This window comes from Ectobacillus polymachus (genome assembly GCF_048159605.1).
Classification (GTDB): domain Bacteria; phylum Bacillota; class Bacilli; order Bacillales; family Bacillaceae_G; genus Ectobacillus; species Ectobacillus polymachus.
Window position 1 is genome coordinate 1,806,741 of the sequence record NZ_JBLREB010000001.1, and the last position, 15,392, is coordinate 1,822,132.

General features: G+C 38.0%; 14 protein-coding genes and 1 other annotated feature. Of the genes, 1 reads left to right on the forward strand and 13 read right to left on the reverse strand.

What is annotated here, in order from left to right; all coding sequences use genetic code 11:
- Positions 1 to 122: 122 nt before the first annotated feature.
- From radC to ACM5BR_RS09325, 5 genes are all read right to left on the reverse strand, one after another.
- Positions 123 to 794, reverse strand: coding sequence for a RadC family protein (radC, locus tag ACM5BR_RS09305; protein WP_416827882.1), 672 nt, complete (start codon positions 792 to 794; stop codon positions 123 to 125).
- Positions 795 to 812: 18 nt separating this feature from the next.
- Complete coding sequence (locus ACM5BR_RS09310; RefSeq protein ID WP_416827504.1) at positions 813 to 1,367, reverse strand: Maf family protein; 555 nt, start codon at positions 1,365 to 1,367, stop codon at positions 813 to 815.
- Between the two features lie 257 nt (positions 1,368 to 1,624).
- Complete coding sequence (locus ACM5BR_RS09315; RefSeq protein WP_416827506.1) at positions 1,625 to 2,530, reverse strand: SPOR domain-containing protein; 906 nt, start codon at positions 2,528 to 2,530, stop codon at positions 1,625 to 1,627.
- Between the two features lie 179 nt (positions 2,531 to 2,709).
- Entirely contained in the window at positions 2,710 to 4,014 is a 1,305-nt protein-coding gene (locus ACM5BR_RS09320) for a bifunctional folylpolyglutamate synthase/dihydrofolate synthase (protein ID WP_416827508.1), read from the reverse strand.
- Between the two features lie 77 nt (positions 4,015 to 4,091).
- Positions 4,092 to 6,728: a valine--tRNA ligase gene (locus tag ACM5BR_RS09325; protein WP_416827510.1), complete on the reverse strand. Its 2,637-nt coding sequence runs from the start codon at positions 6,726 to 6,728 to the stop codon at positions 4,092 to 4,094.
- A gap of 114 nt (positions 6,729 to 6,842) precedes the next feature.
- Positions 6,843 to 7,067, reverse strand: a binding site (T-box leader).
- A 175-nt stretch (positions 7,068 to 7,242) separates the two neighbouring features.
- On the opposite strand from ACM5BR_RS09325, the gene ACM5BR_RS09330 reads away from it, so the two are divergent.
- Entirely contained in the window at positions 7,243 to 7,440 is a 198-nt protein-coding gene (locus tag ACM5BR_RS09330; protein WP_416827511.1) for a hypothetical protein, read from the forward strand.
- 99 nt (positions 7,441 to 7,539) lie between these two features.
- Here the strand turns inward: ACM5BR_RS09330 and ysxE are convergent, their stop codons facing one another.
- From ysxE to phnM, 8 genes are all read right to left on the reverse strand, one after another.
- A complete protein-coding gene (ysxE, locus tag ACM5BR_RS09335) occupies positions 7,540 to 8,574 on the reverse strand; it encodes a spore coat protein YsxE (RefSeq protein WP_416827513.1) in 1,035 nt (344 codons plus the stop codon).
- Between the two features lie 62 nt (positions 8,575 to 8,636).
- Entirely contained in the window at positions 8,637 to 9,722 is a 1,086-nt protein-coding gene (spoVID, locus tag ACM5BR_RS09340; RefSeq protein ID WP_416827515.1) for a stage VI sporulation protein D, read from the reverse strand.
- A gap of 159 nt (positions 9,723 to 9,881) precedes the next feature.
- Complete coding sequence (locus ACM5BR_RS09345) at positions 9,882 to 10,748, reverse strand: PhnE/PtxC family ABC transporter permease (protein ID WP_416827517.1); 867 nt, start codon at positions 10,746 to 10,748, stop codon at positions 9,882 to 9,884.
- The gene (locus tag ACM5BR_RS09350; RefSeq protein WP_416827518.1) at positions 10,748 to 11,533 is read right to left on the reverse strand and encodes a PhnE/PtxC family ABC transporter permease; all 786 of its coding nucleotides are present in this window, start codon (positions 11,531 to 11,533) and stop codon (positions 10,748 to 10,750) included. Before ACM5BR_RS09350 ends, ACM5BR_RS09345 begins: the two co-directional genes overlap by 1 nt.
- Positions 11,511 to 12,311 (reverse strand): phosphonate ABC transporter ATP-binding protein, encoded by an 801-nt coding sequence (gene phnC, locus ACM5BR_RS09355; RefSeq protein ID WP_416827520.1) that lies wholly within the window; start codon positions 12,309 to 12,311, stop codon positions 11,511 to 11,513. Before phnC ends, ACM5BR_RS09350 begins: the two co-directional genes overlap by 23 nt.
- 31 nt (positions 12,312 to 12,342) lie before the next feature.
- Entirely contained in the window at positions 12,343 to 13,386 is a 1,044-nt protein-coding gene (locus tag ACM5BR_RS09360; RefSeq protein ID WP_416827522.1) for a PhnD/SsuA/transferrin family substrate-binding protein, read from the reverse strand.
- A 100-nt stretch (positions 13,387 to 13,486) separates the two neighbouring features.
- Positions 13,487 to 14,194 carry a phosphonate C-P lyase system protein PhnL gene (locus tag ACM5BR_RS09365; RefSeq protein ID WP_416827524.1) on the reverse strand — a complete coding sequence of 236 codons (708 nt, stop codon included), beginning with the start codon at positions 14,192 to 14,194 and terminating at the stop codon, positions 13,487 to 13,489.
- Between the two features lie 14 nt (positions 14,195 to 14,208).
- Positions 14,209 to 15,387, reverse strand: coding sequence for a phosphonate metabolism protein PhnM (gene phnM / locus ACM5BR_RS09370; RefSeq protein ID WP_416827526.1), 1,179 nt, complete (start codon positions 15,385 to 15,387; stop codon positions 14,209 to 14,211).
- Positions 15,388 to 15,392 lie beyond the last annotated feature (5 nt).

The following is a 15,392-nucleotide window of genomic DNA, read 5'->3' on the forward strand; positions in this document are numbered from 1 at the left end:
AAATACTTTGCTTTTTATGAAAAAAAACAAAACGTTTCTATTTTACTTTGATTATTGTTAGCAAAATGATAGAAAAAACTCATAAAACACATTATAAAACAAAACAGAAAAATTGAATAGTATTAAATATACCCTTTTTCCTTCAAGCTTACGAAACGATGCTCACCTATTATAATATGGTCTAGTAATTCTACCCCCATTATTTTACCACATTCAGCTAATCTTTTGGTAACTTCTATATCTTCCCTGCTAGGGGATGGATCACCTGATGGATGGTTATGAAGACAAATAATGGAAGCTGCTGAACGCCTAAATGCTTCGCGGAAGACTTCACGTGGGTGCACTATAGAAGCATTCAAACTACCAATAAATACGGTTTGGCGATGAAGAACTTGATTTTTTGTATTTAAATATAAGCACACAAAATGTTCTTGCTGCAGAAAGCGCATTTCTTCCATCATATATTTCGCACAATCCTCAGGACTTCGAATACTATACCTTTGTTTATACTCTAGCCTGACCATTCTTCGTCCTAACTCAAATGCTGCTAACAGCTGAGCTGCCTTCGCCATACCTATCCCGTTAATATTCGTAATTTCTTCTACTGTTGCTTCTTTTAACAATCGTAATCCATCAAATTGCTGCAAAATTCGCCCTGCTAATGTAAGAACAGATTCATCTTTCGTTCCCGTGCGAAGAAGAATAGCTAATAGCTCTGTGTTTGATAAACTATCTGCACCTTCCATGAGTAATCTTTCTCGTGGCTGATCCTCTTTGGCAACTCCCTGAATCATGCTCAATCTCATTCCTCCTTAGGCAAATGATTTGAGTTCTCTAGCAATCCTAGCAATTGGCAGACCAACAACAGAATAATAATCTCCTTTTATTTCTTTGACAAAAAGTGCACCTGCTCCTTGGATTCCGTAGCTGCCAGCTTTATCAAAAGGTTCCTTTGTAGCGATATAAGCTTCTATTTCTTCATCCGTGATCTCATAAAACGTAACTTCCGTTTTTTCGTAAAATGTAATCGTTTTTTTATGAGAAACCATCGCTACTCCTGTAACTACCTCATGCGTTTGTCCAGATAATAGCCGTAGCATACTTGCTGCTTCTTGTTTACTCCTTGGTTTACCTAGCATTCTTGAATCGTATGTAACAATTGTATCCGCACCGATAATGACTGCATCTTTAAAACGGTTATGCACATCCATTGCTTTTTGTAAGGCTAACATAGTGGCAGCCTGGTAAGGATTTTCCCAATTATCAAGTGTTTCTTGGACTTCACTTACCTGTATCGTAAACGGAATTGCCAGCATACGAAGCAATTCCTTTCGTCTCGGGGATCCAGATGCTAAAATCATTTCCATGTTCGCACCACCTACTTATTTTTGTATATAAAGTAAACTTTCCTAAACCACGGGGAGTCCCCTCACTTTAGGATGAACCCCGAAATATCAGGACTACTGCCCATTAATTGCTGGACAAAAAGCTACAGTATCATCGTATCAAAGTACACCATGCTTCACAATGTATAAAAAATACTGTTTTTAACAGTTTATTACACAAAAAAAGCGAAAGAAAATTAAGATCTTTCGCTTTCTATTTTATATTTTTGAAACGAGACTTATTTTGCTGTTACTATTTTTTCATATGCAGTGAGTCCATCAACTAATGTTTGTTGAAGTTGCGTAAATGCTTCGTCATTTTTTTTGACTTTGTATTCATTCCATGCATCACGGGACTTAGCTATGGACATCATAAATGTTTTTACGTCGTCCTGCTCTAGATTATTTGCTTCTTTTGAAAGAGTATCCCATTCTTTATTCATACGATTCCATTCTTCATCATCAATGCTTTTTCCCATGTATAACTGCGTACTTTGTGAGACGTTATAAAGCAGCATAGATTCTCCTTTTGCAATAAGGGTTCGCTTAGCTTCAAGAGCATTTGGAACAGTTGTTTGTTGAATGGACCATTGCTTCACATAAAAACTTATATTCTTTTTTGTAAGTAAGTCCCCCATTTTCTTTATACTTGCCTCATCATTACTAATATATGAAACAATGTAAAACTTTCCGTTTTCTTCTCTCATCGCTGCCGGAGTACCCTTTTTTTTCAATTCATCTAAAACAGCCTGTCCCTTTTCCTTAGAAGAAAATGCACCCGTTTGGAGAATTGATAGTTGAACTGGTTGAAAAACAGCACTTATTTCCTTTGGCTGCTCTGTCTGCTGATTCGGCATGATAGCAGTAGATTGCTTTCCGGACGGCTGGCTTCCTCCTAACATTTCCAAGACGGAAACTCCTAGTCCTGTTCCAATTATTACAGCGGAACTAACCGTTAGTACAATTCGCTTTGTTGTAGTTCGTGATGAAGATGGGGACTTAGCAGCCTGATGATGCTGTTCTGTTGGTGCTAATCGCACAGCTGCTTCTTCTCTCCTGCCTGTAACAACAGCTTTTCGCTTTTCTTTATAGGCTATATCCGTACCGTTAAGCTTAATGGATATTTTGGGAGAATGCTTGTCCATATTTTCATCTCCTTTCCAGACTAAAATCATAGCACCCCATTCATGAAAATGTAGAGGAGTTTTGTCGCAGCACGTACGTCATTATTTCTTATATTTCAAAGATATTCGTCATAGATGGAGAATAGAACTTCAAATAAGTTTAGGTATTTGTGAAAAAAAACAGATAGCCCAAGTGGGGACTATCTGTTTTCTTCTATCACATATTTTCGTACCTCTGCTATAAAGTAAAGAGAGCCTGTAATAAGTAATACATCATTTTCATTAAGCTGCTTGGCGGTATGTTCGTATGCGTCTCGCCAATTATCATATACTTCTTTTTCTGCGCTTTGACAGTGCGAAGCAAGAAGATCTGCAGATACAGCACGATGAAAAGAAAACGTCGTAAAGATCATCTTACTAGCAATTGTCTCTAGTGATGCTACCATTTCACTTAGTTTTTTATCACCGAGTGCACTGAACATAATTACAATTCGGCGGTTGCTATAATGAGCTTTCACCGTCTTAACTAAGCTTTCTACGCCCTCAGGATTATGTGCCCCATCAATAATAATAGTAGGAGAATCTGAGATTTGTTCAAATCTTCCGATCCAATAAGCCGCTTGAAGACCTTCTCGAATATGTGCTTCATCTATTAAAAAGGATTGAAACATTTTCAAATGATAAATACCCATAAGAGCTAAGGAGGCATTTTGAACTTGATGTTCACCCTTCATCGAAATCGAAACATTCTCTAGCTCTTGAAATGCACACGAAAACGAAAATGTTTCCCCTTTCGGTTCGGAATGAATGTCTTTTATGGCAAAATCACTGCCAAGGACATACTTTTTTGCTCGCTTCTCTTGTGCAACCGATGTAATGACGTCAAGGGCCTCTTGTTGCGATACACCTGTTACAACCGGGATACCTGCTTTCACTATTCCAGCTTTCTCAAAGGCAATTTTCTCTAACGTATCTCCCAAGATATGCATATGATCATGGCCTATGGTCGTAATGATAGACAACAATGGATACACAACATTTGTTGAATCATATCTACCGCCAAGTCCCGTTTCAAGCAAAACGATATCACAAATGTTTTCTACAGCAAAATAATACAATGCTATTACGGTTATTATTTCGAACTCTGTTGCTTCCCCAAGATCTGTCTTATCACATTCTTCAACAATAGGCTTTACAGTGTTAACTAACTTTAAAATGTCCTCGTCTAAGATAGGAGCTCCATTGATACTAATACGTTCATTAAAATGTTCGATATAAGGAGATGTAAAAGTCCCTACCTTATACTCAGCTTTTTGTAAAATCATACGCATATAAGTAACGGTAGAGCCTTTCCCGTTTGTACCTGCAATATGAACAAACTTCACACGTCGCTCAGGATGATTTAATTTCTCTAACATCCAGTTCATCCGAGCTAATCCTGGTTTTATCCCAAACTTTAATCGACCGTGAATCCAGTTTATTGCTTCTTCGTAAGACTGTATCATGCTACCCCTCCTAAAACAACAAGCCTAGTAAGGCTAAAACTTAGCACTTACTAGACTCATTCTTATCGATGAAGATTCTACTGATGTAATTCAGCTAGGCGAGTACGAACAATTTCACGTTTTTCAACATAATCTTGTTCTTTCTTACGCTCTTCCTCAATTACGTGAGCAGGCGCTTTTTTCACGAATCCTTCATTGCCTAGTTTTTTCTGAACTCGCTCTACCTCTGCATCTAGTTTCTTCAATTCTTTTTCCAGACGAGCTATTTCTTCTTCAATATTAATTAAGCCTTCAAGTGGGAGGAATAGTTCTACCCCAGTTACAACAGCTGTCATCGCCTTTTCCGGTGCTTGTATATCAGTTGCAATGATTAGATCACTCGGATTACAGAAACGTTCAATGTACGAGCTGTTTTCCTTTAAGCTTGCTAATACCGCTTCATCCTTTACCTTGAGAAGAAGTTGAATTTTTTTGCTAAGCGGTGTATTTACTTCTGCACGAATGTTACGAACAGAACGAATAATTTCCGTAAGAACCTGCATATCCTCTGCAGCTTGATGATCGTTTAAATCGTCCCGTACTTCAGGCCATTTCGAAACGGTGATGGAATCCCCTTCATGAGGGAGAGCTTGCCAAATTTCTTCAGTCACAAATGGCATGAATGGATGAAGCAATTTCATAATAGAATCTAATACGTAAGCTAATACCGAGCGAGTTGTTTTCTTCGCTGCTTCATCCTCACCATATAAAGGAAGCTTCGCCATTTCAATATACCAATCACAGAAGTCATCCCAAATAAAGTTATAAAGGGAGCGGCCTACTTCACCTAGTTCATATTTATCAATATTTTTCGTTACACTTTCAATGGTTTCATTTAAACGCGTTAAAATCCATTTATCGGCAACATTCATAGTTGTCGTAAGATCAATATCCTCATATTTCATTTCGTCTAGATTCATTAATACGAAGCGAGATGCATTCCATATCTTATTAATGAAATTCCATGTCGATTCTACTTTTTCCACACTATAGCGAACATCTTGACCAGGTGATCCAGCTGTTGCTAAGAAATAACGTAAAGAATCCGCGCCATACTTTTCAATAACTTCCATAGGGTCTACGCCATTACCAAGTGATTTACTCATCTTACGTCCCTCAGCATCACGAACAAGCCCGTGGATATATACATCTTTAAATGGACGTTTTCCTGTAAATTCTAAGCCTTGGAAAATCATACGAGAAACCCAGAAGAAGATAATATCATAGCCTGTAACGAGTACGTCTGTTGAGTAATAGCGTTTGAAATCTTCAGCATCACGATTCGGCCAGCCTAATGTTGAAAATGGCCATAAAGCTGAGCTAAACCATGTATCCAAAACATCTTCATCTTGTTCCCAATTTTCGATATCTGCTGGAGGGTTTACTCCTACGTATACTTCGCCTGTTTTTTTATGATACCAAGCTGGGATACGGTGTCCCCACCAAAGCTGACGTGAAATACACCAATCGCGGATGTTTTCCATCCAACGCAAGTATGTCTTTTCAAAACGGTCTGGTACGAATGTAACCTTTTCTTCTTGTTCTTGCAATTGGATTGCCTTTTCAGCTAATGGCTTCATTTTTACAAACCATTGTGTAGAAAGATATGGCTCAACAACTGCCCCGCTTCGTTCACTATGACCGACAGAGTGCGTCATTTCTTCAATTTTCGTTAGAACACCTTGCTCTTTCAAATCGTTTACAATTTGCTTTCGGCATTCGAAACGATCCATTCCTTGATATTTTCCTGCATTTTCATTCATTGTGCCGTCCTCGTTCATAACGAGAATACGTGCTAAGTTGTGACGGTTTCCAACTTCAAAATCGTTAGGATCGTGAGCTGGTGTAATTTTTACAGCCCCTGAGCCAAATTCCATATCAACATATTCATCACCAACAATCGGAATTTCCCTTCCTACAATTGGAAGGATAAGAGTCTTACCAATTAAATGATTGTAACGTTCGTCTTTCGGATGTACAGCAACGGCTGTATCACCAAGCATTGTTTCTGGACGAGTCGTCGCAATTTCTAAATAGCCGGAACCATCAGAAAGTGGATAACGCATATGATAAAAAGCGCCTTGTATATCTTTATAAATAACTTCGATATCAGAAAGTGCTGTTCTCGTTTGCGGATCCCAGTTGATAATATATTCTCCGCGATAGATTAACCCTTTTTTGTAAAGAGTTACGAATACTTCACGAACAGCAGCAGATAATCCTTCATCAAGGGTAAAGCGTTCTCTTGAATAATCAAGTCCAAGTCCTAGCTTTTCCCACTGTGCACGAATATGTGATGCATATTCTTCTTTCCATTCCCATGCTTTTGCTAAAAACTTCTCACGACCTAAATCGTAACGAGATACTCCTTCTTCACGAAGCTTTGCTTCTACCTTTGCTTGCGTTGCAATCCCCGCATGGTCCATACCAGGGAGCCATAATACATCATAACCTTGCATACGCTTTGCACGTGTTAAAATATCTTGTAAGGCTGTGTCCCATGCATGACCTAGGTGAAGCTTTCCTGTTACGTTAGGGGGCGGAATTACAATCGTATACGGTTCCTTTTCCGAATCTCCGGTTGCTTCAAAATATTTTCCTTCCACCCACCATTTATAACGACCCGCTTCAACGGATGCATGATCGTATTTTGTCGATAACGTCTTCTGTTCCATTTATATCCCTCCTATTTTAGAAAAGCGTAGCGAGACACGCACAGCATAGCCGGATCACTTTTCGTGGATCTAGCTTGCTGTATCTCTCGCAAATAAAAAAACTCCTTCATCCTAGAAAAGGACGAATGGAGTTAGATTCGCGGTACCACCTTTTTTTGCAGACGACTGCCTGCACACTTCATTATGTAACGGGGTTACATCCCGGCCTCTTCTACTATTATTTCAAAGAAGCTGCTCTAGGGCTACCTTCTATCGCCTGTATCTAAGAAATCTCCCAGCAATTGATTTCTCTCTCTGTAAGATGCTGTACGATGTACTCTTCCCTGTCTTCGCATATTTCTATATTACATCTATCCTACATTATAGTCTAAAAAAGAATAGCGTAATCGTCAATAACGTTTCAATAATTTTTACCTCTGAAGTTTCAGCTACATCGAATACAAACTATAATCATAGGCACATTTCTTACTTTATTTCATATTCTAGAAGTATAAGAATGAACGGAGGAATCATGATGAAACGCTTAAAGAGAACGTATAATTTCTCTACCCCCTCCTGGTTGCGGTCTGTTCAATCCATTTTATATGATTTTATAATCCCATTAACGATTTTCCAAACGATACGTACCCTATTACTTCCGACGTTTATAGACATTATTTTGCTCGTCATCTTTATTACGTTAACGATTCGAACACATTGGCAACAGCCCTAACTAACCAAATCAATGAGAAAAGGACCGTTACAAAAACTCTAAAACATGTAGAGTTATTCGTAACGGTCCTTTTCATAACATATACGCTATGGCACTTTTCTACGTTTGCTGATTTTGTTCCTTTTGCTGAGCCTCCGCTGCTTGAATTTGAGAGATAAAAAATTCGGTATTACTAATAAGCCAATAGCCGCGTTGTAAGCTGTTAACGGAGTGAATCTCTTGTACATCTTCCCTTGGCGCTGCCTCCATGTACTCTGATACTCGTTTAGTAAAACGTTGTGGATACGAAAGATAGGCAAGCATCAGTTTATTTTCTTCTTGGGTGAAGGGAAATGTCTTTTGGTATTCGTGAAACCATTCATACCGATCATTTCGAGCTATCGGATACGTATATAACGAGCGCAAGTAAAATTGTACCAAATCTTGTATAGGCGTAGAATATTGTAATTGTTCTAGACTTATAAAGTATCCATTTCGTTGATGATCAAATAAGAAATGATTGCTTGCTACATTTCCATGAATGAGAGATATGCGTGTTGATTCCTTCTCTTTCATGGCCTCGTGCCACTCATCCAGTTTTTTTGTTGCAAATTGGTGTGAACGCATGACATGGTGATAATAGGTGCAGTATTGCAGCTCAAATGGCGACATGTACCATTTATTTTCACAAGATACGATGAATTGATCAAGCATATTCTTCTCTTGTTCCCAGCGTCTAGAGATGGAGTCATAATGATTCCTAACTTTTTCTTCTGATATTTTTTCTTCTCTGGCAGTTTTTTGATGCATGAGTGCCAGCGTCTGAAACATTCTATGATAATGATCGTTCTCTTCTCCCCCATCAGATTCTAACCAAGGCATTAAGTAATAGCGATTCTCCCCGTCGGATAACACATAGTTACCGTCCATAGAATGATAAACAGGAGCATAGTTCGTAAATCCTTTTTCAGCCAAAAGCCGAATGTTCTGTATGAAATCGCTGCGCTCAATATGGGATGAGCGCAGCTTTTTCAACGCATATGGACCTTGATTCGTATAAACCTTCACAACATTTCCATACTCTTCTAGATGCTCTACGTGAAGCCGATACATCTTTAAAATAGGAATATACCGATCTCTCACTTCACGATCCATATAGGCGACGATCCTTTCTGTACAAAAAAATAAGAAAAAGCAAAACTTCTTAGGACTAGGAATTATACCCTTCTTTTTGCAACAGGAATGTAGAGTATTTCTCCCTCTTGAACATATAAATCATCTAAATCATTTAAGCGGGTTAATTGCTGCATCGTAATATCGTATCGTTCAAGTATCGATTCAATCGTATCTCCCTGTTGCACAAAATACATACGCAGCTTTGTAAACTCATCTTCCCGTTCCTTCGTAAATAGCTTCGTTAAATAGAGTGCATTCTCATCACGGTTTGAATACTCGAATACTTCCTCTTCTTTCTTATAATCTAGTTCTACTTTTGGATGTTCTGGCTCTGCTTTCTTATGCTTTAGTTCTTCTTCCCTATGTGCTAGCTCTACTTTCTTATTTTCTAGTTCTTCTTCCCTATGTTCTAACTCTGCTTTCTTATATTCTAGTTCTTCTTCCTTATGCTCTAATTCTGTTTTCTTATATTCTAATTCTTCCTCCTTATGTTCTAGCTCTAGTTCTTCATTCTTATTTATCCAATCTACTTGAGGAAGGCGTGTTTCAAAATTTACTTTTTCTGGCTCTTTTCTTTCTATTAATTCAAATGGTTCAAAAATATCCTCGTCTTCCTCATTGTATTCTTGAATAGACAGTGAATCGTCATCTATATCAGGTTCTACAAAAAGCTCAGTTTCCTCTTGACGCTGCGTTTCCTCCCGCAAACCATGTATGGACAGATCCGCAATCAATTGTAAGCATCCTGATTCGGGAAGCTCATAGTCAAATGATTCAATCGTTACATATAGATCTTCTACTGCATAAACCCGTCCACGCGGGATTGATATTTCAAGCGGAAAGGCATGAGAAAGCTCATTGATTCCATCTTCTCTTATATAGATGGAGTCAATCGTACGAACGGGTGATAACTCACGTAATGAAAATGTTTGTTCCTGCTGTTCCTCTGCTATATATTCTCCCGTTAAAAGTAATGATCCCATCACAACAACTTCAAAATCACGTTCCTGTATTTCAATGTCAGGATATAACGAAATAGATAGTAATTCGGCGACTTCCTGTCCTTTTTGAAACCAAACAGATTCCTTCAAAGAAAAGCCTAAAGACGTTGGTTTATCTGCAGTCACTTCTTTTCCTCCTCACCATCATGTATGTCATTACAAATGTATGTCAGCAGGGAAGTCCATATGATTAAATGTTAGGGAAGAAGGAGGGCTCTCTAAATAAAATAAGCCACAATGCATAGCACTGTGGCAGGATAAACCAACGAACAATAATTGGAATCTTTACGCATTCACTTTTAGTTTTCCTTTTAACCTGGTCGCAAATATTTCTAATGCAATAGCGAAGGCTAGAATGAAGTACGTAATCACTCCAATTTCTCGAATGTCATAGTAGAATCCGCTTGCCATAAACATCTGATAGCCAATTCCTCCTGCACCTGCAGCAGCACCCATGGCAATCGCAACGGAGAAATTGATTTCAAATCTGAGAAAAGTCCAAGAAATGAGATACGTAATCGAGGAAGGAATGACAGATTGAAACACAATCTGCCACCAATTCGCCCCACTCGCCTTCAGCGCTTCTATCGTACCTTCATCTACCTCTTCAAACGCTTCCGAATAGGCCTTGATTAAATAGCCGATGGAATGGAATGTCATACCGATAACTGCAGCTACACTTCCTAAACCGGCAGCTACAGCGAAAATTAACACCCACAATACCGTCGGAACCGCTCGTATAAAGGCAACTACTCCCTTGATAAGAACAGAGACTGTATTCGATGTTAAATTTTTGGCAGCTAATAGACCGAGCAGTAAAGCAATAACTGCTCCAAACAAGGTAGTTAAAAAGGCAAGTCCAAGTGTAACAAGTACCTCTTGCAGTGCTTCAACAAACGAAAAATGTTTAAAGTGCGGCTCAAAAAACATCGTCTTCAGAGTTTGTCCTACCGAGATAACGCCTTGAAAGAAATCAATGTTCTTATAGTCAAAGGTACAAAAACCATAAATCGTAAGTGCCACTAATGTAAGCAAAGTGATTTGTATAATGAAAGATGCTTTGTTGAAGGGTTTTACCTTAATTGGTATATGCAGGGTCTTTATTTCTTTCGTTTCTTCGTTTACAGTTGTACCCGATCCATCAAATACCATTATAAAATCACCTTTCTTACGTAATTTGATATATTATCAATTATTAATATAGATACAACCAGTACAATAACAACTAAACTTGCTGCATGATAATTTAAACTTTTGTAATATAATTCGAAGCTAAATCCTATTCCTGTGCCTGTTAAAATACCAATAATCGTTGCTTGGCGTATATTCGTTTCAATCTGAAATAAAATCCAGCTAACAAGCTGAGGACTACTAGAAGGAATGACAGATTGGAAAATGATAGGAAAATACCCGGATCCCGTGGCTTGCAGTGCTTCTACTGAACTTGAACTCACTTCATCGATTGTCTCGATAAATGCTCGCGTCATAAATCCAAATGAACCGAAGAAAAGGGCGAAATAGCCAGTTAATATACTTTGCCCAAAAGAAAAAAGTAAAATCATTGACCATGCGGAAACATCGATATTCCGAAAAATGGTTGCAATCGCTCTGCTACTAAAACCAAAGATACCGTTTACACGTGTCGTGTTTGATCCAGCGATTGCAAAAACTAAAGCAAATACGGCAGCTACCGTCGTTGCTGCAATCGACATAAGAAGCGTTTCAATAAGTTTTGAAAGAATATCCGGTAGTCTCTTCATGGCAGCATCATTCGGATAAAAATTGGAAATGGCCCATTCGATAGCTTTTGGAATAGAGGTAAACCCTTTTTCTACATCATATTTTGTAATAACCATAGCAACAAAGGTTAATAGGATGATGAATACACATAACAAGAGAGAGTTTCTTCTTTTTTTAGCAAAGTAATTCTCCTGCATAGTAGCCCTCCTGATTCATGACAACTTCTCCAATTTCAGAACCGTAAATAGATGTAAGAATATCATTCGTGAGTTCGGCAGGAAGACCATTAAAGACAACTTCCCCTTGATTCACACCAATAATTCGATCAGCATATTTCATAGCTACATCGACTTGATGCAAATTCACCAAAACGGTAATTCCAAGTGAGGTGGAAATCTTCTTTAAATGCTCCATAATAATCTTTGACGCATTTGGATCTAAAGAAGCGATTGGTTCATCGCATAGTAGCATCTTTGGATTTTGAACTAAAGCCCGAGCAATTCCTACACGTTGCTTTTGTCCTCCGCTTAGCTGATCACATCTTTTGTAAATCTGCTCTTCTAAACCAAGCATTTGCAAAATTTGATACGCTTGTGTTTTTTCTTCCTGCGAATAGATCCCTAGTGCCCCTGTAAACGTAGATTTATAGCCAAGTCGACCATGTAATACATTCTCAATAACACTTAATCGATTTACGAGATTGTAATGTTGAAAGATCATTCCAATTCTCGTACGTAATTGTTTTAATTCCCTCTTACGAATGGATAATATATTAACTCCATCGAATATTATTTCTCCACTGGTTGCATCAATCATTCGATTAATACATCGGAGCAGGGTAGATTTCCCTGCTCCTGATGGACCTATGATTGATACGAACTCTCCTTCTTTTACAGTGAAGTTAATATCCGATAACGCCTTTGTACCTTGACCATATTGCTTTGATACATGTTTACATTCAAGTAAAGTTGTCATCGCAAACTCCTTAAAAGAAGAAATTTAATTTTTATTTTGATAATTCTCTAATTGGATTAAACCAAGCATCATCTACTGTTAAAAACTGTTCCTTACCAGATTTCAGTTTATATAAGCCTGATTCTTTAGAATCTTTCGGTAAGAAAATCTTTTGATTATTTGTTACTTCAGATGATGTGAAAACATCCTTTAATTTCTTAATATCATCAGCGCTGATTGTACCTGTATTAACAGCAAATGGAGCATTTAAAACTGGAGTTACGGAAATAATCGTGAATTCTTTTCCTGGTACTGTATTAAACGGTTCTGCAGCATCTTGTTTAACTTTGTAAACAGCACCTGGCTTGTTTGCAGTACCAGAAGATAATTCTACATAGTTTGCTACACACGTATCACAGAATGCTGCCACATCAGCTTTACCAGATAGAAGGTTAACTGCTGAGCCTTGGTGAGATCCGCCATAAAGTACTTCACTAAAGAACTTGTCCTTTCCGCCTTGTATTAAATCCTCTGCTTTTAAATTTTTATACTTATCTTGTTTACTAAAGTACGTTACAATACTATTCGTTGGAACTTTAAAACCAGATGTAGAGCTGTTAGACACGAAAGACATCTTTTTCCCAGCAATGTTATCAAGTGAGTATCCATTGCCGCTCTTATATTGGTCAGCATCTTCTTTTTTTACGTTAATCCAGCTATTGTATAGAGCATCAGATAATGTACCTGACTCTCCGCTTTCTACAACTAACGGTTGAACCTTCTTGTTTTTCGTATTTGCTTCTATGTAGCCTTGTGCACCCATAAACGCAAGATCAGCATTTCCACTTGCAATTGCTTCAATAGCAATTGTATAATCCGTTGTTGTTTTATGTTCAACCTTTTTACCTGTTGCCTTTTCAACAACTTTTCCAATTTCTTCGCGTGCTGCTTTTAAATCCTCCCCTGATTCATTCGGATACCATGCGATTGTAATCGTATCTTTCGTCTTGACAGGAGCTGAACTGTTTTGAGTACCACAAGCTGCCGAAATAGTTGCAATGACTAAAAACAAAATTAACGCAATAGCTTTTTTCATCTGTAAATTAATCCCCTCTCGAATTGTATGGTTTTACCCAAATTAACTATAAGTTTTTATTTTAAATAAAATATATAATTAATTTTAATTTTTTGTAATTTTAGGATAAATCAGGTAACAAATTTCCGTTATTCATAACATACTCACGACTGCAAATATTTTTCATAAACGCAAGATCATGAAAGATTCCTAGCATTGTTGTACCATCTTTCATAAGCTGTTCAATTAAAATTTTCACCTTGATTTTAGAAGCATCATCTAAACTTGCGGTTGGCTCATCCAAAAGCAGGAGTCTCGGTCTTTTGACCATTGCTCTCGCTATATTCAATCGAAGCTTCTCTCCACCTGAGAAGGTGGAAGGATAACTATCCCACAAGTCAGGGTCCAGCTCAAAATGCGCTAGTATGTCTTCTGTTTGCTTGGCAGCAGTCTCTGTATCCTCTCCCATTTCCACAATTGCATGCTGTACAAGCTCTCTGGCAGTCGTCCTAGGCATTACATTTAAAAACTGAGAGACATAGCCAATTTCAAACTTACGAAGCTCAATGATCGTACGCTCAGATACATCAGCTAAATCAATTTCTCCAAATCGCTTGGAGTTATACCATATATGACCGGATCCAGGTAAATACGTGCGATAAATACATTTTAAAATCGTAGATTTGCCGCTTCCGCTCTTTCCTGTTATCCCCACAAATTCTCCTTCATTCACAACAAAATGAATTCCGTCTATAGCTTGAATTTGCTTGTTTAGGTTATGAAGGGTAAATGACTTAGACAAGTTTTCTATCGTTAAAATCGGCTCCAATGATTCATCCCCCATCAAATTCTATAATTGGTTTTCTGGATTAGTTTCCCGTCAACAAGTACTGCCGTAATGACAGGAAAATCAGCTTCAATTTTCGCAATGATTAGAAGATCGGCTTTCTTGCCTTCGCGAATCGAGCCAATTTCACTGTCCATATTGACGGCTTTCGCAGGATGTAATGTAACCATCTTAAACATTTCTACTAGATTCAAATGATGATGATTGGTAAGGTAGAATACCGCATGAAGCAGTGCTGCCGGATAATAATCGCTGCATAAAATATCGACACTATTATGCATGATTGCCTCCGTTGCCGATAAATTGCCGCTATGAGATCCACCTAGAATGACGTTAGGTGCACCTGCTACTGTAAGCATCCCTTTTTCCTTTGCTTTCTTTGCAATTTCAAGCGTAATTGGAAACTCACTAATAACAGCACCAATGCTTTTTACAAGATCCAATTTTTCGATAGAATCATCATCATGAGAAGCAATCGGAATTCCATTTTTCATAGCTAACTGCGCAATTTCTTGGATACCCTGTAATGTTAGTTTTTCCTTTGTTTGGTGATTCGAAATAATGGTAGCAATCTCGTCGTCGGTATATGTGTTGTACCCTTGTATTGTTTTCTTATAAACCTCTAAATCTCTATATTGTCCTTGACCTGGGGTATGATCCATAAACGAAACAAGATGGACCTTCTTTTCTCCAATGTAACGTTTTACGTTTTCGATTTCTTCGACATTATCAATCTCAAACCGTGCATGAAAACGGTGACGTACTAAATGTTGTTTTGAATGGGTGTCATTAATTAGATCAATCAACTTTCTTACATTTTCCGGCTCACGAATAGGCCGATATTTATAATCAACAGATTTAAAGATTGACAAAGAATGAAACATCGTTGTGATGCCGTGACTAATCAGCTCCTTCTCCGTTTCTCTTAGTCCTAAATTAAAATCGAAAAGAGAAGTTGGTCTTGGTCCCGTCATATGCTCGATGTAGTCCGAGTGGATATCAATAAATCCAGGTGTAACATAGCCACCATTGGCATCGATGACTTCTATCGATTCACGAGGAATAATGTCTCCCTTTGGAGCTATGTGTGAAATTCGGTCATTTTCCACAAGGAGATCAAATCCATCTAGAATAGTTTCTTCTGTTACAATCAATCCGTTTGTTACGAGATACATAGTAC